Source organism: Metallumcola ferriviriculae (assembly GCF_035573695.1).
Taxonomy (GTDB): domain Bacteria; phylum Bacillota; class JADQBR01; order JADQBR01; family JADQBR01; genus Metallumcola; species Metallumcola ferriviriculae.
In genome coordinates this window covers 2,875,714-2,900,521 of the sequence record NZ_CP121694.1, presented here as the reverse complement: position 1 = coordinate 2,900,521, position 24,808 = coordinate 2,875,714, and the positions used below count along the sequence as shown (strand labels likewise).

General features: G+C 48.4%; 24 protein-coding genes and 2 riboswitches. All 24 genes read left to right on the top strand.

Features of this window, described 5'->3' with window-relative positions:
* The first annotated feature begins 30 nt into the window (after positions 1-30).
* The 24 genes from cmk (at position 31) to MFMK1_RS14155 (ending at position 24,799) form a co-directional block, all read left to right on the top strand.
* Complete coding sequence (gene cmk / locus MFMK1_RS14270) at positions 31-693, top strand: (d)CMP kinase (protein ID WP_366922360.1); 663 nt, start codon at positions 31-33, stop codon at positions 691-693.
* A 1-nt stretch (position 694) separates the two neighbouring features.
* Positions 695-1,300: a lysophospholipid acyltransferase family protein gene (locus MFMK1_RS14265; protein WP_366922359.1), complete on the top strand. Its 606-nt coding sequence runs from the start codon at positions 695-697 to the stop codon at positions 1,298-1,300.
* Positions 1,301-1,409: 109 nt separating this feature from the next.
* On the top strand, positions 1,410-3,602 hold the full coding sequence (locus MFMK1_RS14260) for a bifunctional 4-hydroxy-3-methylbut-2-enyl diphosphate reductase/30S ribosomal protein S1 (RefSeq protein ID WP_428846309.1): 2,193 nt from the start codon (positions 1,410-1,412) through the stop codon (positions 3,600-3,602).
* Positions 3,599-4,639, top strand: a complete 1,041-nt coding sequence (gene fni / locus MFMK1_RS14255) for a type 2 isopentenyl-diphosphate Delta-isomerase (RefSeq protein ID WP_366924953.1) — start codon at positions 3,599-3,601, stop codon at positions 4,637-4,639. The genes MFMK1_RS14260 and fni overlap by 4 nt, the downstream gene beginning before the upstream one ends.
* A gap of 103 nt (positions 4,640-4,742) precedes the next feature.
* Positions 4,743-5,414: a flavodoxin family protein gene (locus MFMK1_RS14250; protein ID WP_366922357.1), complete on the top strand. Its 672-nt coding sequence runs from the start codon at positions 4,743-4,745 to the stop codon at positions 5,412-5,414.
* 24 nt (positions 5,415-5,438) lie between these two features.
* A complete protein-coding gene (locus MFMK1_RS14245; protein WP_366922356.1) occupies positions 5,439-6,251 on the top strand; it encodes an MBL fold metallo-hydrolase in 813 nt (270 codons plus the stop codon).
* 20 nt (positions 6,252-6,271) lie between these two features.
* Positions 6,272-6,997 (top strand): metallophosphoesterase, encoded by a 726-nt coding sequence (locus MFMK1_RS14240; RefSeq protein WP_366922355.1) that lies wholly within the window; start codon positions 6,272-6,274, stop codon positions 6,995-6,997.
* A 10-nt stretch (positions 6,998-7,007) separates the two neighbouring features.
* On the top strand, positions 7,008-8,516 hold the full coding sequence (glpK, locus tag MFMK1_RS14235) for a glycerol kinase GlpK (RefSeq protein ID WP_366922354.1): 1,509 nt from the start codon (positions 7,008-7,010) through the stop codon (positions 8,514-8,516).
* 232 nt (positions 8,517-8,748) lie between these two features.
* Positions 8,749-9,537 carry a DUF1614 domain-containing protein gene (locus tag MFMK1_RS14230; RefSeq protein ID WP_366922353.1) on the top strand — a complete coding sequence of 263 codons (789 nt, stop codon included), beginning with the start codon at positions 8,749-8,751 and terminating at the stop codon, positions 9,535-9,537.
* Positions 9,530-10,855: a stage II sporulation protein P gene (spoIIP, locus tag MFMK1_RS14225; RefSeq protein WP_366922352.1), complete on the top strand. Its 1,326-nt coding sequence runs from the start codon at positions 9,530-9,532 to the stop codon at positions 10,853-10,855. The genes MFMK1_RS14230 and spoIIP overlap by 8 nt, the downstream gene beginning before the upstream one ends.
* Before the next feature lie 22 nt (positions 10,856-10,877).
* Positions 10,878-11,768 (top strand): YIEGIA family protein, encoded by an 891-nt coding sequence (locus tag MFMK1_RS14220; protein ID WP_366922351.1) that lies wholly within the window; start codon positions 10,878-10,880, stop codon positions 11,766-11,768.
* A 52-nt stretch (positions 11,769-11,820) separates the two neighbouring features.
* Entirely contained in the window at positions 11,821-12,021 is a 201-nt protein-coding gene (locus MFMK1_RS14215) for a capping complex subunit for YIEGIA (RefSeq protein ID WP_366922350.1), read from the top strand.
* Positions 12,022-12,136: 115 nt separating this feature from the next.
* Positions 12,137-12,607, top strand: coding sequence for a DUF3189 family protein (locus MFMK1_RS14210; protein ID WP_366922349.1), 471 nt, complete (start codon positions 12,137-12,139; stop codon positions 12,605-12,607).
* A 2-nt stretch (positions 12,608-12,609) separates the two neighbouring features.
* Positions 12,610-13,071, top strand: a complete 462-nt coding sequence (locus MFMK1_RS14205) for a DUF3189 family protein (RefSeq protein WP_366922348.1) — start codon at positions 12,610-12,612, stop codon at positions 13,069-13,071.
* A gap of 60 nt (positions 13,072-13,131) precedes the next feature.
* Positions 13,132-14,463 (top strand): DUF512 domain-containing protein, encoded by a 1,332-nt coding sequence (locus MFMK1_RS14200; RefSeq protein WP_366922347.1) that lies wholly within the window; start codon positions 13,132-13,134, stop codon positions 14,461-14,463.
* Positions 14,460-15,770, top strand: a complete 1,311-nt coding sequence (gene der, locus MFMK1_RS14195; protein WP_366922346.1) for a ribosome biogenesis GTPase Der — start codon at positions 14,460-14,462, stop codon at positions 15,768-15,770. The genes MFMK1_RS14200 and der overlap by 4 nt, the downstream gene beginning before the upstream one ends.
* 49 nt (positions 15,771-15,819) lie before the next feature.
* Entirely contained in the window at positions 15,820-16,407 is a 588-nt protein-coding gene (gene plsY, locus MFMK1_RS14190; protein WP_366922345.1) for a glycerol-3-phosphate 1-O-acyltransferase PlsY, read from the top strand.
* A 14-nt stretch (positions 16,408-16,421) separates the two neighbouring features.
* A complete protein-coding gene (locus MFMK1_RS14185; RefSeq protein ID WP_366922344.1) occupies positions 16,422-17,429 on the top strand; it encodes an NAD(P)H-dependent glycerol-3-phosphate dehydrogenase in 1,008 nt (335 codons plus the stop codon).
* Between the two features lie 238 nt (positions 17,430-17,667).
* Positions 17,668-19,146, top strand: coding sequence for a stage IV sporulation protein A (gene spoIVA, locus MFMK1_RS14180; protein ID WP_366922343.1), 1,479 nt, complete (start codon positions 17,668-17,670; stop codon positions 19,144-19,146).
* A 199-nt stretch (positions 19,147-19,345) separates the two neighbouring features.
* Positions 19,346-19,460, top strand: a riboswitch (FMN riboswitch).
* Between the two features lie 151 nt (positions 19,461-19,611).
* Positions 19,612-20,727: a bifunctional diaminohydroxyphosphoribosylaminopyrimidine deaminase/5-amino-6-(5-phosphoribosylamino)uracil reductase RibD gene (gene ribD, locus MFMK1_RS14175; protein ID WP_366922342.1), complete on the top strand. Its 1,116-nt coding sequence runs from the start codon at positions 19,612-19,614 to the stop codon at positions 20,725-20,727.
* On the top strand, positions 20,712-21,368 hold the full coding sequence (locus MFMK1_RS14170; protein WP_366922341.1) for a riboflavin synthase: 657 nt from the start codon (positions 20,712-20,714) through the stop codon (positions 21,366-21,368). The genes ribD and MFMK1_RS14170 overlap by 16 nt, the downstream gene beginning before the upstream one ends.
* A gap of 121 nt (positions 21,369-21,489) precedes the next feature.
* Entirely contained in the window at positions 21,490-22,686 is a 1,197-nt protein-coding gene (locus tag MFMK1_RS14165) for a bifunctional 3,4-dihydroxy-2-butanone-4-phosphate synthase/GTP cyclohydrolase II (RefSeq protein ID WP_366922340.1), read from the top strand.
* 19 nt (positions 22,687-22,705) lie between these two features.
* Positions 22,706-23,170, top strand: a complete 465-nt coding sequence (gene ribH / locus MFMK1_RS14160; RefSeq protein ID WP_366922339.1) for a 6,7-dimethyl-8-ribityllumazine synthase — start codon at positions 22,706-22,708, stop codon at positions 23,168-23,170.
* Between the two features lie 132 nt (positions 23,171-23,302).
* A riboswitch (SAM riboswitch) is annotated at positions 23,303-23,412 on the top strand.
* 106 nt (positions 23,413-23,518) lie between these two features.
* Positions 23,519-24,799, top strand: coding sequence for a homocysteine synthase (locus MFMK1_RS14155; protein WP_366922338.1), 1,281 nt, complete (start codon positions 23,519-23,521; stop codon positions 24,797-24,799).
* The last annotated feature ends 9 nt before the right edge of the window (positions 24,800-24,808 follow it).

Here is a 24,808-nt window from a genome sequence, read left to right as displayed (position 1 = left end):
TGTGATAGAATGAGACGGGGAGGTTTGCATATGTATGGAAATGTGGCCATTGACGGCCCTGCCGGCGCAGGTAAAAGTACTGCTGCCCGGATGGTTGCAGAACGGTTGGGATACATATATATAGACACTGGGGCCATGTATCGGGCGCTGACCTGGAAGGTTCTTAACAGCGGCAGCCGCTGGGACGATGAAGAAATTATCCGCTTGGCGGCAGTAACAAAGATTGAATTTTCTCTTGATGAACAGGGCGGCCTGCAGACAATTTGTGATGGTTCGGATGTGAGCAGGGAAATTCGAGAACGGAATGTGTCCGCCAATGTATCCCGCATTGCACGTATTGCCGGAGTACGCCGGAGAATGGTTGAATTACAGCGGCGGATGGCGGCGCAAAAACCGGTGGTGATGGACGGACGAGATATCGGCAGTTTTGTGCTTCCCGATGCACCGCATAAGTTTTTTCTTATCGCTTCGCTGGAAGAACGGACGCGGCGGCGCTGTCGCCAGATGGAGGAACAGGGCATTGATTTTGACCGCAGTCAGGTCAGCGCAGATATTAAAGCTCGGGATGAAATGGACCGGAGCCGAACCGTGGCACCGTTGGTACAGGCAGCAGATGCAAAATTGATCGATACCGACTGCTTGACGCTCCATCAGGTGGTGGCATTAATAATAAAGGAGATCAGAGGGGAATAAAATGTTCTATTCATTTATCAAAGGACTATTTCTTATTTTCTTTAAAATATGGTATCGCTGGCAGGTAACCGGTGAGGAAAATATTCCACAAGAGGGACCGCTGGTGGTGGTGGCAAATCACGTCAGTATGTGGGATCCCATCATCGTAGGTATCGCCCTGCCGCGAAAAATCCATTTTATGGCCAAGGAAGAACTGTTTCGGATACCCGTGATCGGCAGTCTTATACCACATCTTGGCGCATTCCCGGTAAAAAGAGGCAGGTCTGATCGGGCAGCCCTTAAAGCCGGCATGGAGATTTTAGCAGCGGAAAAAATGCTGGGATTATTTCCTGAAGGCAGACGTAGTCCCGACGGACAATTGATGGAATTTCAAGCCGGCGCGGGATTGATGGCAGTTAAAGGGAATGCATCGATAGTTCCCCTTGCCATAAGTGGGTCCCAAGGGTTAAAGCTGCAATTTAAACGACGAATATCGGTGACTATCGGTAAACCGGTCCAATTGTCGGAGATTGCTGAGAAAAAGCGCATCGGCTCCAAAGAATTGACCGGGCTAATGGAAGATCTGCGGCGGCAGATTGCCCAGATGCTTGAGAAAACCGATAAATAAAGGCATCAGAGACAATTTTTATGTGCATTTAAAGGATTTCAAGTTTTTTTCACGAACAGAATAATAATGTTTGGCTATAAAAAACAAAATAACTATAGGCAGCTTTGAGGTGGATGTTTTGGAAATTGTTTTAGCCGATTATGCGGGGTTTTGTTTTGGTGTCAAACGTGCCCTGCAGATGACCCATGAGGCCTCGGGCAGGCACAATTCATTGAAATCATTGGGCCCTCTGATACATAATCCTCAAGTAGTCGAACAACTTGAACGGCAGGGAGTGGGTGTTGCTCATAATACCGATGAAGTGCAGGATGATGTGGTCATTATCCGGTCCCACGGGGTATCTCCTGATGTATTGGAAAGATTGGAGGGTAAAGCAAAGGCCACCATTAATGCTACATGTCCTTTTGTCAGCCGGGCCCAGCAGCTTGCCAACCGATTAACCGAAGAAGGATACCGGACAGTGGTGGTTGGCGACAAGAATCATCCGGAAGTTATTGGTATTGTAGGCTGGACCAAGGGGAAAGCTATTGTTGTGGAAACCCCGGAACAGGCCCAAGGATTGGATTTGCACGGGGAAAAGGTTGCTGTTATTGCTCAAACTACTCAGCCGGAAGAAAACTTTCGAGCTGCGGTGGAGATACTTAAAAAACAGAAAAATGACCTGGTAGTGCATAATACCATTTGTCATGCCACCCGGGAACGCCAGGAGGCAGCCAGTCGATTGGCCCGCTCCGTTGACTTGATGGTCGTGGTGGGCGGCAGAAATAGTGCTAACACTAAGAAACTGGCCAAGCTTTGTCAGGCCACCGGTACTCCCACATATCACATTGAACATGCCGGGGAGTTATGTGCACCATGGTTTCAAGATATAAAAAGGGTTGGAGTGACAGCGGGTGCTTCAACACCAGAATGGATTATTGAGGAGGTAGTTGAGAAAATGACGGATATTAAGAATGAAGACATCAACAAAGAAGAAATGGAACAGGAGGGCACTGCCGCTGAGACGGTTGAGCAGGAAGCAGAAGAAAACGCTGCTCAAGAGGCAGTACCTACCGAAGTGGAAGCTGCTGCAGACGAACCCACCAATCCAGATGACACTGCGGAGGATCAAGATGCAGTTGAAGCTCACTTAGCGGAAAATATGCCTGAAATACGCCGGGGTTCTGTGATTACCGGAACGGTGGTTCAGGTTAACGATAACGGTGTAATGGTTGACGTCGGCGGTAAGAGTGAAGGCATTATCCCACTAAATGAGTTGTCGGTAAACTGGGTTGACCAGCCGGATGAAGTGGTTAATGTAGGCGATGAGGTTGTTGTGGAAGTTCTGCGGGTTGAAAATGAAGAAGGTAACCCCATTCTCTCCAGAAAACGTCTTCAGCGCAAGCAGGTATGGGAAAAGTTAGAGAAAACTGCTGAATCCGGTGAAGAAATTGAAGCGGTAGTCAGCGAAGTAGTGAAAGGTGGTCTGCTGGTGGATGTGGGTATCAAAGGATTTGTTCCCGCAAGTCTGGCGGAAAGAGGATATGTGGAAGACCTCAGTGTATATGTAGGCAAGACCCTGCGTTTGAAGATAATAGAAATGGATCGCAGCAAGAATAAGGTTGTTCTGTCCCAAAAGGCGATTTTAGATGAAGAATTTGAAAAGCAGCGCCAAGAGACCTGGGGCAATCTAGAGGAAGGTGAAGTGCGTCAGGGTATAGTTCGTCGCATCACCGATTTTGGCGCTTTTGTAGATATCGGTGGCGTTGACGGTCTACTCCATGTCTCCGAACTGTCTTGGGGACGGGTTGACCATCCTCGGGATGTGTTGCAAGAAGGCCAGGAATTGGAAGTTAAAGTATTGGGAGTAGACCGTGAGGACGAAAGGGTATCTCTAGGATTAAAGCAGCTTTCCGCCAATCCCTGGCAGACAGCGGCAGAACGTTATCCTGAAGGAACGGTTGTATCCGGTAAAGTACTGCGTACTGCCCCCTTTGGTGCCTTTGTGGAGGTTGAACCTGGTATAGAAGGGCTGGTACACATTTCCCAATTGGCCCACGAACATGTGGAAAAGACTGACGATGCTGTTCAGCCCGGGGACCAAGTGGAAGTTAAAGTACTGGGAGTGGATGAGGATGCTCAACGCATGAGCTTAAGCATTAAAGAAACCCAACCTCGTCCTCAGCGTCAGGCACCGTCCAGACCAAAGGCCGAGCCGTCCAAATCCCATAGCTATACCCAGGAAGAAGACAGCGGTATCAAGATTAAGGACTTAGTAGGGGATTTAAGCGAGATGTTTGAAAAAAGGGGCGAGGAAGAATAGGACGTTACCAACGAAGGAAACTAGAACATATTAAATATTTTCTTCAGTCCGATAGTGAGCCTGGGAGCAACGGCATGGATGATATCTGCCTGGTGCACCAGGCTCTTTCCTGCTTAAATTGGCAGCAGGTGGATACTGCTGTGAACTTTTGTGGTAAGCGGCTGAGCATGCCGGTGATGATTAATGCCATTACCGGCGGTGCTGATAGTTTGGCGGTGATTAATCGGCAGCTTGCCCGGGCTGCGGCGGAGACTGGTGTCGCCATGGCAGTGGGTTCTCAAAAGATTGCCCTTGATGATTATGCGGCAGATGAAAGCTTTCGTGTGACCCGGCAGGAAAACCCCGATGGTGTCATTCTAGCCAATGTCAATGCTCTCACCCCGGTCGCCGATGTCCAGCGTGCTGTTGAGATGCTTGATGCTGATGGGGTACAGCTTCATTTAAACCCTGCTCAGGAACTGTCCATGGCAGAAGGTGACCGGGATTTCTCCCGATCAGCGGCCAACATAGCGGCGGCAGTAAGGGAATTATCGGTGCCGGTAATCGTTAAGGAAGTGGGTTTCGGTATTTCCCGGGAAACGGCGGTCGCTCTGGGTGAAGTAGGAGTTCGCTGGGTGGACGTAGGCGGCAGAGGCGGTACTGACTTCTTGAAAATTGAAGGCCTGCGTTTCCCCGAAGGAATGGCCCAAACATTTAGTGGATGGGGGTTACCCACTGCTGTAAGCATGCTTGAGACTAAAGCCAGCGGCTATCCCTTTAACTTGGTAGCCAGCGGCGGCATTATTACGGGGCTGGAAGTGGCTAAGGCGGTAGCGCTGGGTGCAGATATGGCAGGTATGGCCGGAGTACCGCTGCGGATACTCTTAAACGAGTCTTATGGGAAGTTGATAGAGTATTTGCAGCGGTTACAAACTGAACTAATAACTGCCATGATGCTTACCGGTGCTGACAACATTGGTAAGCTTAGCCGGGTACCGATGGTAATCACCGGAGATACCAGAGAATGGTGTCTCAGCCGGGGGATTAGCATGAGTTAAAGGAAACTCTGCACGATGACGGAATTATATATTCAACCGAGCATAAATTTGGTGAGTGAGCAAGAGGCTCCCTTGCCTTAATCAGCATGGAGGGGGTTTTTTTTTGGACATACTGGCATTAGTTGGCAGTCCCAGAGAAGCGGGCAACTGTGATACGCTTGTTAATCGAGTATTAGAGGGCAGCGGCGCTGCCGGGGCGTCTATAGAAAAGGTAATGATTGCAGATTTAAATATTTATCCCTGCCGGGGCTGTATGGAATGCCGTCCTACAGGAAAGTGCGATTTAGAGGATGATTTGAAACTGCTGCTTGACAAAATTGAACATGCAGATGCTTTGGTGGTGGCAGCGCCTATTTACGGCAATCATCTGCCGGGGCAGTTTAAAGTGCTGTTTGACCGCCTGGTAGGGGTAATGCACAGAACAGATAACAGTGTGCCCGGTAAGCTTACTTCTTACAGTCGTTTACAGAAAAAGTCCCGCCAATTATTGCTGTTGGCGGTAGCCGGTGCTCCCAGGGAAGAGTCCTGTGAACAGGCGCTTTCCTTTCTAAGACGGGTCTTTTTGCCGGAAACCAACGGTGGTGAAATTCATGAACTACGCGCTATTGGCCTTAGTGCCAAAGGGCAGGTAGGTATGAATAAGGAAGAATTGACCGAATTAGTGGCTAAGCTCACGGTTAGTGAACCCGAAGAATATCTTGGCCGAATGCTGGCGCGCAATAAATGTTATCTGGATGGGGCGTATCAACTTGGTAGAGAAATTACCAGACAATAACATACTAAGGACTGAAAAATAAAGATGAATAATAAGAAATTGCCGGAAAATTTCATAAAAATCTTTGGTACCGCCGGTGCCAGAATGGCGCAATCCAAACAGGTAAGGGCATCAGGGGGGGCATGGCTTAGCCTTGCCGATACCAACCTTTTGTTTGACCCGGGACCGGGAACACTGGTCCACTGTTGGGCCGGCGATAAACCATTTAATCCGGCAGAGCTTGATGCCATCGTACTTTCTCATCGTCATCTGGATCACTCTAATGATTTCAATGTAATGGTGGAGTCCATGGTGGAGGGCGGCTTCAATCCCCATGGTGTGGCAGCTGCACCTGCCGATGCCATGGAGGGTGATGAGCCGATATTCTTTCGTTATCTTCGTCCCACTGTAGACAGGGTGGAGACGCTTAAAGAAGGATATTCCTTTCGGGTTGGCGGTTTGACAGTGACAACACCCATTCGGCATAAGCATCCAGTGGAAACTTACGGCTTGGTGTTTCAGGCCGAAGGTATTAATGTTTCGGTGGTTACCGATACCCGGTACTTCTCTGGGTTAATTGATGCCTATCGTGGAGCAGACCTGTTGATATTAAATGTCACTTTTATTAAACCCTTTCATGGCAGTAGGGCTTACCACTTGTCTATGGAGGAAATCAAACCGTTGATTACCGAAATCAGACCTCGGATGACGCTGCTAACCCATTTTGGTACCAGTATTTTAAGCAGCGACCCTGACAAGTTGGCTAACAACTTAGGGGAAGAACTAGCTGCCAAAGTGGTAGCGGCATCTGATGGGATTGTAGTTGACCTAGATGCGATGGATATCTGGAAAGGATAATCAAGCAGGGCGGTGTTCATATGAAGGTGTTTGCCTTAGGGGATTTACATCTTTCCTTTACTCAATCAGTTACGAAGGTAAATTTGCCCGGTGTGCCGCAGCATAAACCCATGAGTTGCTTTGGGCCCGGCTGGCAGGACCACGGGGTAAAAATATTTAACAACTGGTCTCGGATGGTGGATGAAGAAGATCTGGTTTTGGTACCCGGTGATATATCTTGGGCCATGAAATTGGCTGAAACTGTTTATGACTTTCAGTATTTATCTCTGCTGCCAGGCAAGAAGGTATTAGTGCAGGGCAATCACGACTATTGGTGGCATAGTATCAGCAAAGTCCGAAGTGCACTGCCGGATGGATGCTATGCATTGCAAAATGACAGCTTCTCCGTCCCGGGGGTAACTATCGTGGGTACCAGGGGCTGGCTAACCCCCAATAATCGGGTTTTTACCCAACATGACGAAAAAATTTACCGGCGCGAAATTCAACGGCTGGAACTTTCCCTAAAAAGCATGAAACAGCGGCAGCCAGTTGTTATTGCCATGTTTCATTATATGCCAACTAATCAGGAGCATCAGTGCAATGAACTGATTGAACTTCTTAAGCAGTATCGGGTGGATATCTGTATCTATGGTCACCTTCACGGTGCTGAGGCCCACAGTATGAGGCTCCCAGCGCGTCATTGGGGCATAGATTTCTATTTGACCGCTGCAGATTTTGTGCATTTTGCACCTATGCGGATTATTTAGGGGGTGGTGAATGGTGAAGGAACAAAATTACATATTAGTTCTTGATCAGGGAACAACCAGCACTAGGGCAGTTTTGTTTGACCGGCAGGGGAAGATGGTCGGGTGGGCGCAAAAGGAAATAAGCCAGATTTATCCTAAGCCCGGTTGGGTAGAGCACAATGCCGTGGAGATTTGGGCAACTGCAGCTGGGGTAATCGGGGAAGTATTGGCACGTACCGGTACGCGAACCGGAGAAGTTGCTGCGATAGGCATCACCAACCAAAGGGAAACAACGGTGGTATGGAACCGCCGCACCGGGAAACCGGTGCACAATGCTATTGTATGGCAGTGCCGCCGCACTGCACCGTTATGTGAGGAATTAAAAAAAAGTGGTATGGAACAAGAATTTCGGCAGCGTACCGGATTAGTGTTGGATGCCTATTTTTCCGGTACTAAAATTGCGTGGATTCTTGACAATGTTCCTGGCGCTCGGGAAGAGGCGGAAGCGGGCAATTTGCTTTTTGGCACCGTTGACAGCTGGTTGTTGTGGAAACTTACCGGTGGTACGGTGCATGCCACAGATTATTCCAATGCATCCCGGACGCTCATTTATAATATCCACCAAAAGCAGTGGGATAAAAAACTGTTGCAGTACTTAAATATTCCGATACAAATGCTACCTGAGGTAAAACCATCTGCCGGGATATTCGGCTTAACCCAGCGAGAGGCATTCTATGGCGAAGAGCTGCCCATCGCCGGTATTGCCGGCGACCAACAGGCGGCTTTATTTGGTCAGGCTTGTTTCGAACCGGGCATGGCCAAAAATACCTATGGCACCGGCTGTTTTATGTTGATGAACACCGGTCAAGAGGCCGTCCAATCTGAAAGCGGTTTGCTGACTACCATTGCCTGGGGTGTTGACGGTAAAATAACCTATGCTTTGGAAGGCAGTATCTTTATTGCCGGTGCGGCCGTCCAGTGGCTGCGGGACGGCTTGAAACTAATTGATAGTGCTATTGATTCCGAATATTTTGCCGGCAAGGTGGAAGATACCGACGGTGTTTATGTGGTACCTGCGTTTGCCGGCCTTGGTACCCCATATTGGGATATGTATGCCCGGGGGGCGGTGTTCGGTCTGACCCGGGGTACTACCAAAGAGCATTTTATTCGCGCCACTTTACATTCTTTGGCTTATCAAACAAAAGACGTACTGGGTGCCATGGAGAAGGATTCACGTATCAACCTTAAGGCACTGCGGGTTGATGGCGGAGCTGTGGCTAATAACCTTTTGATGCAGTTCCAGGCCGATATCTTGGGCACGGCAGTTGAACGACCGGAAATTATTGAAACCACTTCTGTGGGAGCGGCCTATCTGGCCGGTTTGGCAGTAGGGTTTTGGGGACAGACGGATATTGTGAATAACTGGCGGCGAGAGAAAATTTTTAAACCCCAGATGACCCCGGAACGAAGAAAAAATCTTTACCGGGGCTGGCAAAAGGCAGTGCGTCGTACTATGGGGTGGGCAGCTGAAACGGAATAAGTTTAAAATGGCTCCGGAAAGGATATCTTCCTCCGGAGTTTTTGATTTTTCAATCCCCATTTTTCTTCACCTCTCAGACACAATCTTTGAGTAATTCTATCGTCTCTAAATCTAATATCCCAAGGAAAGTTCTCTTGAAAAAGTTGAGACATCCTTCTGTCTGACGGATAGATTCCTATTCCGAGGGGAAAATAACCACGAGAATATTTCACATCGGAAGGAGAGTGTCTTTATGGCGGGGTTTCCCATAGGAATGATTGCTTTATTGGGGGTTTCCATTTTAATTTATTTCGGTTTGGCACACAGAATTTTGGATAGGCTGCGGTTGACGGACAAAGCTGCTCTAGCCGTGATTGCGGCAATGATAATCGGCAGTTTCATTGATATACCGTTGACCACAGGGGCGGTTGATGCCAGCATTAATGTTGGTGGTGGTGTGATACCGGTGCTTTTAGCGCTTTACGTATTGTTTCGTGCCGGTACTACTAAGGAATGGGTTCGTGCCATTGGCGCTGCCGCGGCTACCGCACTGGGAATATGGTTTATCGGCAGCCGGTTGATGACCGGTGACCCCGGTGCTCGGTTTGACGTGTTAGACCCCCTTTGGGTCTATCCCATTGTGGGCGGCGGCATTGCCTATTTACTGGGTCGGTCTCGCAGAGCATCATTTATTGCAGCAACATTAGGGGTATTAAGCTTGGATGTCATTAACTACTTTTGGCTGGCCTCCCGGGGTATTGGCGGTACGGTAGCCATCGGCGGTGCCGGAGCATTTGATGCGATAGTACTTGCAGGCCTTATAGCAGTACTGCTCGCAGAAATTGTCGGTGAAAGTAGAGAACGGCTCCAGGGAGGACCAGCAACCAAAGGCAGGCCCAAGGAACTGCTTCAGGGGTTGAAAAAACCCGGCTTGGAAGCCGGTGAAGAGATGCATCCTGACACAGAGCTCAAAGGAGAAACGATTGAAGATAAAGACCAATTAGAGGAAGAAGATTCCGAAAGGGGTGGTGACCGTGAATAAAGGAATGCGTTTGGGCGTTGCCCTGGCTATGGTGCTGTTGGGGATATTGGTCATCGGCGGGCAGCAGGTTTACCAGACAGCGTTAAACCCCGAAATTGACCTACCCATCGTCGGGCTTTTTGAAGGTGAACGTAATGACGGCGGTTACTTCACCGTGGTGGACGAAAAAGGTAAGGTTATCAGTAAAACTTCCCGGGTAGTTTATCCGGAAGATGAGCTAATTACCGAAGATAATAAACTATACCGTATTGAGCGGGTAAGCGGCGATACCGCCCATGCTAAATTTGTTAAAGATGTGGAAATGCCTACCTTAGCAGATGAAGTGAGCCCGGTAAACAGTGATGTGGTACCTACCCAAGGGCAAAAGCAAACCAGTACCAAAAACCTTGTGGGGATATACCAAACCCATAATGACGAATCTTATGTACCTACAGACGGTACTGAGTCAATTGCCGGTAAGGGCGGTATTGTGGACGTGGGTAAAGATTTCTCCCAGAAGCTCAAAAATATCGGCGTAAATACGGAATGGAGCAGCGCCGGTCATCTTCCTCACGACCAAAATGCCTATAAACGCTCTCGCCGGACAGCGTTTAAGCTGTTGAAACAGCAGCCGGCGGCATTAATTGATGTGCACCGGGACGGAGTCCCCGATCCGGACTTTTATCGCAGTCAGGTTAGTGGTGAACCGGTAACCAAATTAAGGTTGGTAGTAGGCCGCCAAAACCCGCACATGCAGGCAAACTTAGATTTTGCTAAGCGTCTAAAAGCCACTAGCGACAAAATACATCCCGGCTTAATTAAAGAAATATTTATGGCCAAAGGAAACTATAATCAGGACCTTACGCCCAAATCCATTTTAATTGAAGCAGGTACCCATACTAATACAAAGAAGCGGGCAATGAACGGTGTAGAACTCTTCGCTGATGTGGTACCTCAGGTATTGGGCATTAACACTAATCCGGATAAGGCAGGCCCCGGACCGACAAATGCAGGCACCAGCACCAACAATCCACCGTCAACTCCGGGAGATTGGACCAGCCTGCTGTGGGTAATAGGTGCACTGCTTATCGGTGGCGGCATATTTCTATTGGTCAGCACCGGTAGTTGGGAAGAGTCATGGAAGCGCGTCAAGAATTTTGGTGCCGGCGAGGAGTGGGCCAACTTTCTTGGTCGTACAAAGCGGGATAAGCCCGACAAGCCTGGTAAGAAGGGAAATATGCTCCAATCTCGGATAAACGAAAAAGCATTTCGCATTGAAGAAGTAGAAGAAAAATTAACAGATACCAACGATGAACGGGCGGAATATCAGAAGGATTAGTTTGACTAAGGGGGAACCCTGTATGAACGAATATGTTCCTGCTGTGGTGGCCGGATTGATAATGGGGACCATCGCCCGGGTGTTTATGCTTCGCTCAGATTACCGGCAGTTTCCGGGATATCCACATGGCTATGTCACTCATCTTGGGCTGGGAGTAATCGCCGCGGGCTTAGGTGCCGTGGCGGTTCCCGCCCTGATGGAACAAGAATTTGCAGCTGTTACTTTTCTTGCCCTAGCTGCCCAGCAGTTTAGAGACATTCGTAATATGGAAAGAGAGTCTCTGGCGGAGCTTGAGGAACTAGCCTTGGTACCCCGGGGGAAGGATTATATTGAAGGAATTGCCCGGGTATTTGAATCCCGTAACTACTTAGTGATGTTTACCGCCCTAATGACCAGCTTGGTCACTTTTTACACGGAATGGTACTATGGTATCTTGGCGGCAATATTGGTCATCTATGGAAACAACTTTCTAATGAAGGGTAAAGTGGTGGGAGAAATAGCGGATATAGTACCATGTAAGCTCCACTTTAAAGGAGCGTTATTGATGGTGGATAATATTGTCATTATGAATGTGGGCTTAACTGAATCCCGGGAAAAGATTTTGAAAGAAGGGTTGGGTGTCTTAATTAAGCCCAAGGACGATGACGCGCGCGCCACACTAAACAGCATCGGGCAGCGGCAGGCCATACTGCAAACTGCTGCAAGCTTAATTGGCAGTAAAAAGGAAGTAGGCGAATTAGATTGGACACCGTTGGCACGGAAGGATATTGATACCGGTAAGATAGGGTTGTATATTCTTCCCAATGAACCGGATATACACCCTCTTATTGAGGCTATCAAAATGACACCGGTATTGGAGAGCAGCAAGGTAAACCCACTTCAGGCGGGGCCGGGTCGCCGCGCGGCAGATTAGACTTACAGCCAGAACCAACGGGAGGTTTTGACTGCGGGAGCAGGTGATGATAATGGAAATGGAATTAAAACAACGTATTCTTGTCTTAATTGTGCTGGAGGAAGCACGAGACAGGGTCTCGCCCGGGGAAGCGCCAACATTTTATGTTAATAATAAAAAAGAACAGGATTCGTTGGCTCTAGTGATGAGCCGTACCTTAATGGCTATGGCTCATGACCTTGAAAATGGTGTATATATGCTGGTAAAACATTAAGTTTGGATAAGCGGAGCCATGGGGACGGTTCGAGCGTCCCCGCAGCGTAGCGAAGGGCCGGAGGGAAGACGATGGAACTGTCCCCGTGGCGTATAATCGGCAAGGGAGTGATGATGTGAAGATAGTATATCATTGTTTCGGCGGTTCTCATTCTTCAGTGACCGCTGCTGCTTTGCATTTAGGGTTGATACCTGAAACCCGCCTGCCTACGGCGGCGGAATTAAACAAAATTCCCTATTTTGACCAGCAGCTCGCCGAGGATCACGGGGATTTTAAATATATGGGAACAGACAAAGAGGGGAACCCGGTATACATTGTCGGTAAGCGCAACTTGGGTCCCATGTTTGAACCTTTAATCCGTGGGTTAGCGCGGGTTTTTTCTATTCCCCAAGATGACATTCTGGTGGTGGATACTATGCCGTGCGTCAATTGGATTATGGTGGTAGGCGGTATTCTTTCCAGAAAGCTTGGTATCGTCAGTGTGGGGCGGCCCATTGTTATCCATGGCACCCGTCAATCTCATGGTAATTTCGTCAAACTTACAGACCAAGTCAAGACAACTATTATGCAGCTAAAGGAGTCTTGAAGGTGAAAATCTTTTATTATTGTCATAGCGGTGTTCATGCCAGTGTGGTAACTGCCGGCATTCACATGGGAAGACTGCCCCGTGACCATGCATCCACAGAAGAAATTCTTGCTCTGCCTCATTTTGATGATCGTCAGGGATATCCTGCCGGGACACCTTTTTATCTGGGCGAAGATGAAAAGGGTAACAAGGTCTACACCTTTGCGGTGGCCAATGAAAAGTTTCTGGCTCCTAAGACCGTGCGCTGTTTTATGGACTTATTTGGCCTGCCCCAGGACCAGGTACGCTTGGTAGATGCCTTGAAGTATACCGATGCTGCTCTGAAATGGGGAGGGTACCTTTCGGTAGATATCGGTTTAAAATTTTTGGGCAGACCCATGTTATTGGCCTCCATAAAGAAAAGCTATCCCAATTATGTACAGCAGGTTCAGCGGCTCAAACAGGAGCTAGGATATTTGAATTGACTTGACGCATCATTTAATATAATAGATAATAAGGGAGATAATGGATAGGGTGGCATTTTTATGAGCATTGGATTAAAAGTTGAACGAGTGACTCCCGAAAGTATTGCTGCCGAAGTGGGCATGGAATCGGGAGATAAGGTTATCGCCATAAACGGACGTCAACTGACGGATGTTTTGGATTACCGGTTTTTGATGGCGAACGAAAAGATTGAATTGAAGCTTGCCAAAGCAAATGGCGAACAGTGGTTGGTGGATATAGAGAAAGATCCCGAAGAAGATTTAGGTGCCGAAGTTGAGGGACTTTTGAATATCAGGCCATGCGGTAATAAATGTCTCTTTTGCTTTGTGGATCAAATGCCGGCGGGAATGAGGGACAGTCTTTACGTTAAGGACGATGATTATCGGCATTCATTTTTGTTTGGTAATTTCATAACCTTGACTAATGTTAGTGATGCCGAGCTGCAGCGTATTGCTGATTTACGCCTTAGCCCGCTGTATATTTCGGTACATACTACTAATCCCATCTTGCGACAAAAGATGATGGGTACCATTCGCGCAGCAGAAATTATGGAGCAGCTTTCATTTCTTGCCCGACATAAGATCAATATGCACACTCAGGTGGTACTATGCCCTGGGGAAAATGACGGCGAGGAATTGGAAAGGACTATTGAGGACCTGGCCGGCCTCTGGCCCCAGGTTAAATCATTGGCTGTGGTGCCGGTGGGTCTTACCGGTCATCGCCAAGGACTGGCTGAAATAGGATCATTTAGCCGGGAAAGTGCCCGGGAGACATTAGCTTTGATTGAAAGAACCCAACAACTGATGTTGGAAAGGGAAGGAAGCAGGTTTGTTTTTGCAGCAGATGAATTTTATCTAAGGGCGGGGAAAGAAGTTCCCTTGGACGAAGAGTATGAAGGATATCCCCAGCTGGAAAACGGTGTAGGGCTGGTACGGCAGTTTTTGGATCAGTGGCAGCATCAGCTTTCGGCTAAACTGACGGTCCCGGATGATGAGGCAAAATACTTTATCGGTACGGGTCAAGCCGCGGCACCGTTGATTCGGGGAGCGGTAGTCAGCCTTGCTCAGAGGTTTCCCGGTTTAGATATAAAGGTTGTTACCTTAGATAACTATCATTTTGGCGGTCGTGTGACTGTGACCGGATTAATAACCGGTCGGGATGTGGTGATGAATGTTATGCAGAAGCTTAGCATTCCAGATAGAAAAGATGGAATTCTTCTGCTTCCCGATATCATGCTTAAAGAAGGGACAGACCGTTTTTTGGATGATCTCACTGTTGAAGAAGTCACCGCAGAACTGGATATGCATGTTAAAATAGTAGAAACTCATCCCCAAGCCCTCCTTGAAGGGCTGGGCTTTGGAGGTATTTCATGAAACCGATTATCGCCATAGTGGGCAGACCCAACGTGGGAAAGTCTACCTTATTTAACCGTATTTGCGGCGGCCGAACCGCTATCGTTGAGGACACTCCCGGCGTTACCAGAGATCGACTTTACCGCGATGCCTCTTGGCAGGGAAAAAACTTCACCCTAATTGATACAGGTGGCCTGGAATTTAATGAGGAAGACAATCTCATCAACCAGGTTAAAAAACAAGTAAATGTAGCTCTGGATGAAGCCGATGTAATCGTTCTGGTGGTGGATGGTAAGGCGGGTTTGCTGCCAGACGATTTTGTTGTTGCTGAGAGGTTACGCAAGACAAAAAAGCCTGTGATTTTGGCAGTGAATAAAGTGGAGCAGTTCCAGGACCCGGCCTTTATGGAGTTCTACCAACTGGGCTTGGATGAACCCACCCCGGTGTCAGCCATGCATGGTATGAATGTGGGCGACCTCTTGGACAAAATGGTGGAAGTGATGCCTCAACTGCCGGAGGATGATTATGAACCGGATGCCGTTAAAATTGCTGTGGTGGGACGGCCTAATGTGGGGAAATCCTCCATGGTAAACCTTTTTTTGGGTCAAGAAAGGGTAATAGTTAGTGATATTCCGGGAACTACCCGGGATGCCATCGACTCAGTGTTTCAACGCAACGACCGTCAGTATGTGGTGATAGATACAGCGGGCTTGCGCCGGAAAAGCCGCATCGAAGACCCTACCGAACGGTACAGCGTGATTCGTTCATTGCGAGCCGTTGACCGGTCTGATGTGGTGCTGATGATTCTTGATGCTGTAGAAGGAGTAACTGAACAAGATAAGCGGATAGCCGGCTATGCCCATGAGGCGGGTAAGGCAATAGTGCTGGTGGTGAACAAATGGGATTTGGTGGAAAAGGACTCCAATACCATTAATCGCTTTGAGAGAAATATCCGGGAGGAATTTGCTTTCCTTCAGTATGCGCCTACGGCGTTTACTTCGGCTTTGACCCGACAGCGGGTGTTTCAGGTATTGGATTTAGTAGACTTCGTGGCCGAGCAATCAACCCGACGGGTGAGTACCAGTGTGCTCAACGATACGTTGGCAGAAGCTACGCGCCTTACACCACCGCCCAGTGATAAAGGGAAACGGTTGAAAATTTTGTATGCTACCCAGGCTGGGGTGAAACCGCCTAAGTTTATTCTTTTTGTCAACGAGCCGAAACTATTACATTTTTCCTATAAGCGTTACATAGAGAATCAATTAAGGCAGGCTTTCGGCTTTGAAGGTAATCCCATCTGGTTATTAGTACGTAAGAGAGATAAGTAACGTCGGAAAGAGTGGTTACCGCCAACAGGCGGCAAAGGGGGCGGAATAGGTGATAAAACTTTTGGTTTTGTTGTTCAGCTATTTGCTGGGCTCTATTCCCATGGCTTATATGATTGGTAAATTTCGTTATGGTAAGGATATACGAAAGTATGGCAGCGGTAATGTGGGTGCCACCAACGCCTTTCGCATTCTGGGTCCAGCGGCGGGAATAACCGTATTGGCTGCTGATGCATTGAAAGGATTCTTAGCTGTACTCATTGCGGGTTATTTCGGCGGTCCGTTCATGGTGATTGCAGCCGGTTTTATAGTTATTTTCGGGCATACGTTTTCTGCTTTTCTAAAATTTCGGGGCGGAAAAGGGGTGGCGACCGGTGCAGGTACATTCTTAGCGATAGCGCCTAAATCCATTCTTTGGGCGGTGCTGATATTTGTGCTGATAGTGTTGTTATTTCGTTTTGTTTCTCTGGGTTCGATCAGCGGGGCGGCCAGTTTGCCGGTGTTGTTATTTATCTATCAGCGACCGTGGGCTTACGTAATATATGGTCTTGTAGCGGCTGCCTTTGTCATTTTTAAGCACCGAAGTAATATTGAACGTTTGAGAAATGGCTTGGAACCCAAAATTACTTGGCGTTTTTGATAGGAGTGTATTTGGTGAATAGAAAAGTTGCCGTGGTCGGTGCTGGTAGTTGGGGCACTGCCTTAGGCGTATTATTGGCGGAAAAAGGCATGAATGTATCTCTTTGGGCCCGCCGTGAGGAATGTGTGCGGGAAATTAATGAACAGCGCTCCAACAGCCACTATCTGCCAGACATTGTTATCCCCGAGAACATTACAGCAACCGGGGATTTGGAAGCAGCGGTTAAGGATAAGGAAATGTTGGTGCTGGCTGTGCCGTCCCAGGCGGTAAGGCAAGTGCTTCGGCAGATGGCGCCGGTGTTGGGCGACCAACTCGCAGTGATAAATACCGCTAAAGGCTTGGAAATGGAGACGGGCTTACGTCTGTCCCAGGTTATGATGGAAGAATTACCCGGGCCTTTGAAACAGAGAGTCGCGGTACTTTCTGGTCCCAGCCACGCCGAAGAGGTAAGCCGTCATTTACCCACGGCAGTGGTAGCGACGGCTCTGGAGAAACAAGTGGCGGAGCAGGTCCAGGACTTATTTATGGCTCCTTCTTTTCGTGTCTATACTCACTCCGATCTGACCGGGGTAGAATTGGGTGGTGCCCTAAAGAATATCATCGCTCTTTGTACCGGAATATCTGACGGCTTGGGTTACGGCGATAATACTAAGGCCGCTTTAATGACTCGAGGACTGGCGGAAATGGCGCGATTGGGCGTTGCTATGGGTGCGGAACTAATGACTTTTGCCGGGTTGGCTGGTATGGGGGATTTGGTAGTAACCTGCACCAGTATGTACTCACGCAATCGACGTGCCGGTATTCAATTGGGGCAGGGGAAAAAAATGCCCCAAATTTTAAAGGATATGGGTATGGTGGTGGAAGGTGTTAAAACTACTCGGGTGGCTTATCGCCTCTCCCGAGATAAAGGTGTGGAAATGCCTATTACAGAGGAAGCGCATCAAGTTATATACGAGGAACAGAACCCCAGGGAAGGGGTAGCCAATCTGATGCTGCGAGACAAAACTGAGGAATGGCGGTAGGATAATGCACCATCTTAGAGCGAATAACTTAATAACTTTTGGACAAAAGTGCCCTTCGGGGCACTTTTTTTGTAATAAATATCAAACAAGCTCATATATTTGTAATGTTAAAACGTACCACTGCGAAAAGTGCACTAGCAACTTTTAAATTTTAAAACGATGCTGAAGGAGGGATGTTTTGGGTTAACATTACCAATAGCTATTCCAACACCTGAGAAAACTAGAGGGAGGGAAACCGATGCAAAAGTACGATATCTTTAAGGATATCTCTGAACGTACCGGCGGGGATATCTACTTGGGCGTGGTGGGCCCGGTACGCACAGGCAAATCCACGTTTATTAAAAGATTTATGGACCTGATGGTACTGCCCAATATTATCGATGCCAATGACCGCACCAGGGCCGTGGATGAACTGCCCCAAAGCGGTGCGGGTAAGACCATTATGACCACCGAACCCAAATTCATCCCTGCCGATGCGGTAGGTATCCGTGTTAAAGAAGGGCTGGAGATGAATGTTCGTCTAGTGGATTGCGTGGGCTATGCAGTGCCCGGTGCTCTGGGTTACGAAGAAGAAGGCGGCCCGCGTATGGTGAAGACACCATGGTATGACGAGGAAATCCCGTTTCAAGATGCTGCAGAAACCGGTACCCGAAAAGTGATTGAAGAGCATTCCACCATCGGCCTGGTAGTAGTGACTGACGGCTCCGTTACTGATATTCAGCGTGACAGCTATCTGGGTGCGGAAGAAAGGGTAATCAGTGAATTAAAAGAGTTAAATAAACCATTTGTAGTGGTTTTGAATTCCAGTCAGCCATATGCACAGGCTACCGTGGAATTGGCACATAAATTGGAACAGGATTACGATGTACCGGTACTGCCGTTGGATTGTGCCCAAATGAGTTCCGATGATATATATCGAGTGCTGGAGGAAGCCCTTTACGAATTCCCCATCAGCCATGTAAATGTTAATGTACCTAAATGGATTCAGGAACTGCGGTATGACCACTGGCTGCGTTTTGACCTGGAAAACCTGGTCACCGAGGCTGTAGATAAAATTAACCGACTGCGTGATGTAGATGTATCTCTAGAAGAAATGGGAAATTCCGAGCTGGTAGGCCTTATCCGGCTCAATGAGATGAACCTTGGCACCGGTGAGGTCAATGTCGAGTTAGAGGGCCGGGAAGGGTTGTTCTACGAGATGCTGCAGGAGGAAACCGGCTATACCATTGAAGACGACCATACCCTATTTAAGCTGATGAAGGAACTATCCGTTGCTAAGAAAGAATATGATACTATTGCTATGGGATATAATGAAGCTAAAGCTACGGGTTATGGGATTGTTACTCCCTCACTTGACGAGATGGAATTGGTAGAGCCAGAATTAATTAGAAAGGGCGGCAACTTTGGTGTACGCCTCACTGCCAAGGCAGCATCCTACCATCTAATCAAGGCAGACATAACCACCAGCATTACACCGCTGATCGGTACCGAAAAGCAATGTGAAGACCTGGTTACCTACATCATGGGCGAATTCGAAGAAGATCCCCAGAGAATCTGGGATACAGAAATATTTGGCAAGTCCCTGCACGAATTGGTTCGTGAAGGCATTCAGGGCAAGCTTTACCGCATGCCCGAAAACGCAAGAGATAAGCTTCGGGAAACACTGCAGCGTATCGCCAACGACGGCAGCGGCGGCCTTATCTGCATAATAATCTAAAGTCGGTTCCGCCGGCTTTTTTTCTTTAACAATACCGGGTAACAATACCGGATGATAATACTGGATGATAATACTGGACAAAATAACTTGACAAAATGGTGCCTGACACCATTTTGTCAAGTTATTGCTGTTTAACGACGGTCAGTTTGTTGACTATCCTACCGAGCAGTGATATAATATTTCTAAATTACATAGCAAGTATTTCCTTCGGGGCAAGGTGAAAATCCTTACCGGCGGTAAAGCCCGCGAGCCGCAAGGCTGATCTGGTGTAATTCCGGAGCCGACAGTTACAGTCTGGATGGGAGAAGGAGACTATTACGGTAGATTTGTATGTTTATGTCCCCGGAGGTATTATGTCCTCCGGGTTTTATTTATGTCTAGGAAATTATGGGCTGTGGCTAAAAGTTGCCCAAAAATTTGATTAAAATTATTATGATCGGGAACTGATGTGGAAGGAGACGGAACATGGTTAATAGCGAAGACCTGCGCCATATGCGCCGGGCATTGGATTTGGCTAAAAAAGCAGAAGGATGTACTAGCCCAAATCCACTGGTGGGGGCCGTGATTGTTAAAGATGGCACTGTGGTAGGTGAAGGATACCATCAAAAGGCCGGTACGCCCCATGCCGAGGTGCATGCTTTGGCTATGGCCGGCGAAAGGACCGTGGGAAGCACCGTCTATGTGACCCTGGAGCCCTGCTCTCATCACGGTCGCACACCGCCCTGTGCCCAGGCTTTGACCGAGGCCCGGCCCCGGCGAGTAGTGGTGGCCATGGAAGACCCCAATCCCTTGGTTTCAGGCCGTGGTATCGCTATGCTGCGCCAGGCTGGGGTGGAGGTAGAGGTCGGCGTCATGGCAGAAAAGGCTAGATTAATAAACTTACCCTTTATAAAATACATTACCACCGGCAAACCGCTAGTGGCAGCTAAGATGGCGGTCAGCTTGGATGGAAAAATTGCCACCCGTACCGGCAGTTCTCAGTGGATAACCGGGGAAAAAGCGCGCCAGCGGGGGCGATATCTGCGCCATCGTTACGATGCCATTTTGGTGGGTATCAATACGGTATTAGCGGACAATCCCCGTCTTACCGTCAGATTACCAGGAAGGGAAACCATTAACCCACTGCGGGTGATATTGGATTCCCGGCTGCGCATTCCCTTGGACAGCCATTTATTGGATGTAAATGATGCGCCAACCCTAGTGGTAACTACTGACGCCAGCGATGCCGCTAAGAGAAAATATTTGGCGGATCAAGGTGTAAATTTGTTGGTCCAGGATGGCAATACTAGCATTAACCTTAATGAGCTGCTGACAGAGCTAGGACAAAGGCAGATAACTGGACTATTGGTGGAAGGCGGCGCAGCGGTGCACGGTAGTTTTTTTGACCAGGACTTGGTTGATTTATTATATCTATTTATGGGTTATAAAATCATTGGCGGCAAAGATGCTCCTGGCCCCATAGCCGGATTGGGTGTGGCAGCGGTGGAGCAGGCTAAAGCATTTGACCTGCTGAAAATGGACCGTTATCCCCAGGACCTGGGTCTGCTGCTTGAGAGGAGGCACTCATGTTTACAGGATTAGTAGAAGAACTTGGCACAGTAAAAAGCATCCGTCACGGCCCTAAATCCGCAGTGTTGGAGATAGAAGCCGCGGAGGTCTTAGAGGGAGTTAAATTAGGTGATAGTATCGCAGTTAACGGCGTCTGTCTGACGGTAACTGGTTTTAGTGAGCAGAAGTTTTATGCCGATGTTATGGCAGAGACCCTCAACCGCACTAGCCTTAAGGCACTGCGTTCTCGGGATCAGGTAAATCTAGAGCGGGCCATGCGGCTAGGTGATCGTCTGGGTGGTCATCTAGTCAGCGGGCATATTGACAGCACCGGCCTAATTACGGGCCAAGAGCAGGTGGACATTGCTCTGGTTACCCGCGTGGAGGCGCCCGGAGAGATGCTGCAGTTTGTGATACCGAAAGGGTCTGTGGCTTTAGATGGTATCAGTTTGACGGTGGTGGACGTGGATGATAAAGGTTTTAGTGTGTCCCTTATCCCGCATACGGCCAAAGCGACTACCCTGGGTTTTAAGAGAGTGGGAGATGTGGTAAATATAGAGGTTGACATGCTGGCCAAATATGTAGCGAGACTGCTTTCATGGCAGAAGGAAGGCCAAGACAAACGGCCGGCCGGTGTTACCGCTGCATTATTAGCAGAAAGCGGCTTTATTTAAACATTATTTCAAAAGCCCCCGGAGGCATAGAAGACTTGCCAGCTCTGCTGGCCTAGCCGTATGTATACTTGAGTAGGAGCGGTGAATTTCTCGGCATATATTCTTAAGGAGGAGAGACAAAATGAAATTTAATACTATCGATGAAGCGATTCAAGATATCGAAGCGGGCAAAATGGTTGTGGTAGTAGATGACGAGGACCGGGAAAATGAAGGCGACCTGCTGATGGCCGCAGAAAAGGCCGATGCATCTGCTATAAATTTCATGGCTAAATACGGCCGGGGATTAATCTGTGTACCCATGAAAGGGGAACGGCTGGACCAGTTGGAATTGAATGCCATGGTGCAGCATAATACCGACAACCATGAAACGGCATTTACCGTGTCGATAGACTATAAAGATACTACCACCGGTATTTCCGCTCACGAGCGGGCCCAGACGGTCAAGGCCATGCTGGATCCGGATATCAAACCTTCGGAATTGAGACGGCCGGGACATATATTTCCCTTACGCGCCAAAAAGGGAGGCGTATTACGCCGGGCCGGCCATACTGAAGCAGCTGTGGATTTGGCTCGCATGGCCGGGTGTTACCCTGCTGGGGTTATTTGCGAAATAATGAGTGAAGACGGCACCATGGCTCGAGTGCCTGAGCTAATGGAATTTGTCAAAGAGCATGGCCTCAGCATTATTACAATTGCCGATTTGATTGAATATCGCCGACGCACTGAAAAGCTGATAGAAAAAGTGGAAACCATTAAACTGCCTACCGGCTATGGCGAGTTTATGGCCAGTGCCTATGAAAGCCAATTGGACGGTGAAGCTCATATGGCCTTGGTCAAAGGTGATGTGGCCACCGATGAACCGATACTGGTAAGAGTACATTCTGAATGTCTTACCGGTGATGTATTTGGTTCTCGCCGCTGTGACTGTGGCGACCAGTTGGCAACCGCCATGCAGATGATTGAGAAGGAAGGCCGGGGTGTACTTTTGTACATGCGTCAGGAAGGGCGGGGTATCGGCCTGGTTAATAAAATCCGTGCTTATAAACTGCAAGATGAAGGCAAAGATACCGTAGAAGCCAATGAAGCCCTGGGTTTTGCGGCAGACCTGAGGGACTATGGCATCGGGGCGCAAATACTAGCTGACTTGGGTATTAAAAAACTTCGCATGATTACCAATAACCCCAAGAAGATTAAGGGGTTGGAAGGATATGGTCTGGAAGTGGTGGAGCGTGTGCCCATTGAAATTTGCCCGGTGGAAACCAACGCTCATTACCTAGCAACTAAAAAAGCCAAGCTCGGGCATCTGCTCAGCAGCTAACTAAAGGGAGGTTTTATTCATGCGTACTTTTGAAGGGAAATTAATGGGTAAGGGAATGAAATACGGTATCATCGTGGGTCGGTTTAATGAATTTATTACCGGCAAATTGTTGGACGGTTGTCTCGATGCCTTAAAGCGCCATGAGGTAGAAGAAGATGATATCGACATCGCTTGGGTGCCCGGGGCATTTGAGATACCCCTTGCCGCCAAAGTAATGACCACCAAGGATTATCATGCGGTAATCTGCCTGGGCGCAGTGATTCGCGGCGCCACACCTCATTTTGATTATGTATCCAGCGAGGTAACCAAAGGCATTGCCCACGTCAGCCTTGACAGCGGCAAGCCGGTAATTTTCGGCGTTATCACCGCCGATACCATTGAACAAGCCATCGAGCGGGCCGGTACTAAAGCAGGCAATAAGGGTTGGGATGCAGCAGTTACCGCCTTAGAGATGACCAACCTGCTGCCCAGCCTCACCGAATAACTTGACAAAATGGTGCCAGGCACCTTTTTGTCAAGTTATTGCACCGGTACAACGGTACTATTTTCTAAAATATGTACTTGACACAGATACCTACTATACGGTATAGTACTTTTAAATTAAATTTTTAAATGACTCTTATCAAGAGCGGTGGAGGGACTGGCCCGATGAAGCCCGGCAACCTTCTCGAAATTTTTCGGGAAAGGTGCTAATTCCTGCAGGATTAAATTCCTGGGAGATGAGAGGAGGACTGAACATATGCCTCTTCTTATCCGAGAAGGGGTTTTTTAATACCGCCCCTAACACTAAGTGGTGCTGACAGCACCTCATTTATAAGGAGGAACATTAAAAATGAGTAAAGACTTACGTTTTGACACTTTAACCCTGCATGCAGGCCAAGAGGCGGATCCAACCACTGGGTCCCGGGCAGTACCGTTGTACCAGACCACATCTTATGTCTTTAAGGACTCAGACCATGCGGCACGGCTTTTTGCTTTGGAAGAGGGCGGCAACATTTATACCCGCATTATGAATCCGACCACCGACGTATTTGAACAGCGGGTCGCCGCTCTTGAAGGTGGCGTGGGGGCAGTGGCTACTGCTTCGGGTCAGGCAGCGATTACTTTGGCACTGTGTAACATCGCATCCGCCGGCCAAGAATTTGTCTCTTCCACTAGTCTTTACGGTGGTACTTACAACCTGTTTGCCAATACTCTTCCTAGACTAGGCATCAAGATTCGCTTTGTCGACCAATCTGACCCGGAAAATTTTCGGGCAGCCATCAACGAGAATACCCGAGGCATCTACGTGGAAACTATCGGTAATCCCAAGCTGGATGTTCCGAATTTTCAAGCTCTGGCTAAAATAGCCGAAGAGGCAGGTATTCCTTTGATTGTGGACAGCACCTTTGCCACGCCCTATCTCTGCCGCCCCTTTGAACATGGAGCCCATATAATCATTCATTCGGCTACCAAATTTATCGGCGGGCACGGCACCAGCATTGGTGGGATTATTGTAGACTCAGGGAAATTTAACTGGAATAATGGTAAATTTGCGGAACTTACCCAGCCTGACCCCAGTTACCACGGCGTCAGCTACACCGAAACCTTTAAAGAGGCAGCATACATTGTCAAAGCCAGGGTGCAGCTGTTAAGGGACTTGGGCCCTGCTATCAGCCCTTTTAATTCCTTTTTGCTGATTCAAGGTCTGGAGACCCTCCATTTGAGGATGCAGCGCCACAGCGAGAATGCTTACGCATTAGCTCGTTTTTTGAGTGAGCACCCATTGGTTTCCTGGGTTAATTATCCCGGTTTGTCAAGCCATGCTACCCACGATAACGCCAAGAAATATTTTAGCGGTGGTTACGGCGCCATGCTAACTTTTGGTATCAAAGGCGGCGTTAAAGCAGGAAAAAGCTTTATAGACAGTTTAGAGCTGTTCTCTCATTTAGCCAACGTGGGTGACGCCAAGTCTTTGGTTATTCATCCCGCCAGTACCACCCACCAGCAGCTCACTGCTGAAGAACAGCAGGCATCGGGTGTAACCGGTGATTTAGTAAGAATTTCTGTAGGGATAGAAGATGTTGAGGATTTAAAAGAGGATTTGGACCAGGCACTAAAGTCCAGTCAGTAAGCATTTGGA

Excerpts from the sequence above, each read along its gene's own strand:
- cmk (WP_366922360.1), top strand. The coding sequence starts at position 31 with ATGTATGGAAATGTGGCCATTGACGGCCCTGCCGGCGCAGGTAAAAGT.
- MFMK1_RS14265 (WP_366922359.1), top strand. The coding sequence starts at position 695 with ATGTTCTATTCATTTATCAAAGGACTATTTCTTATTTTCTTTAAAATA.
- MFMK1_RS14245 (WP_366922356.1), top strand. The coding sequence starts at position 5,439 with ATGAATAATAAGAAATTGCCGGAAAATTTCATAAAAATCTTTGGTACC.
- MFMK1_RS14240 (WP_366922355.1), top strand. The coding sequence starts at position 6,272 with ATGAAGGTGTTTGCCTTAGGGGATTTACATCTTTCCTTTACTCAATCA.
- glpK (WP_366922354.1), top strand. The coding sequence starts at position 7,008 with ATGGTGAAGGAACAAAATTACATATTAGTTCTTGATCAGGGAACAACC.
- MFMK1_RS14230 (WP_366922353.1), top strand. The coding sequence starts at position 8,749 with ATGGCGGGGTTTCCCATAGGAATGATTGCTTTATTGGGGGTTTCCATT.
- MFMK1_RS14220 (WP_366922351.1), top strand. The coding sequence starts at position 10,878 with ATGAACGAATATGTTCCTGCTGTGGTGGCCGGATTGATAATGGGGACC.
- MFMK1_RS14215 (WP_366922350.1), top strand. The coding sequence starts at position 11,821 with ATGGAAATGGAATTAAAACAACGTATTCTTGTCTTAATTGTGCTGGAG.
- MFMK1_RS14200 (WP_366922347.1), top strand. The coding sequence starts at position 13,132 with ATGAGCATTGGATTAAAAGTTGAACGAGTGACTCCCGAAAGTATTGCT.
- der (WP_366922346.1), top strand. The coding sequence starts at position 14,460 with ATGAAACCGATTATCGCCATAGTGGGCAGACCCAACGTGGGAAAGTCT.
- spoIVA (WP_366922343.1), top strand. The coding sequence starts at position 17,668 with ATGCAAAAGTACGATATCTTTAAGGATATCTCTGAACGTACCGGCGGG.
- ribD (WP_366922342.1), top strand. The coding sequence starts at position 19,612 with ATGGTTAATAGCGAAGACCTGCGCCATATGCGCCGGGCATTGGATTTG.
- MFMK1_RS14170 (WP_366922341.1), top strand. The coding sequence starts at position 20,712 with ATGTTTACAGGATTAGTAGAAGAACTTGGCACAGTAAAAAGCATCCGT.
- MFMK1_RS14165 (WP_366922340.1), top strand. The coding sequence starts at position 21,490 with ATGAAATTTAATACTATCGATGAAGCGATTCAAGATATCGAAGCGGGC.
- ribH (WP_366922339.1), top strand. The coding sequence starts at position 22,706 with ATGCGTACTTTTGAAGGGAAATTAATGGGTAAGGGAATGAAATACGGT.
- MFMK1_RS14155 (WP_366922338.1), top strand. The coding sequence starts at position 23,519 with ATGAGTAAAGACTTACGTTTTGACACTTTAACCCTGCATGCAGGCCAA.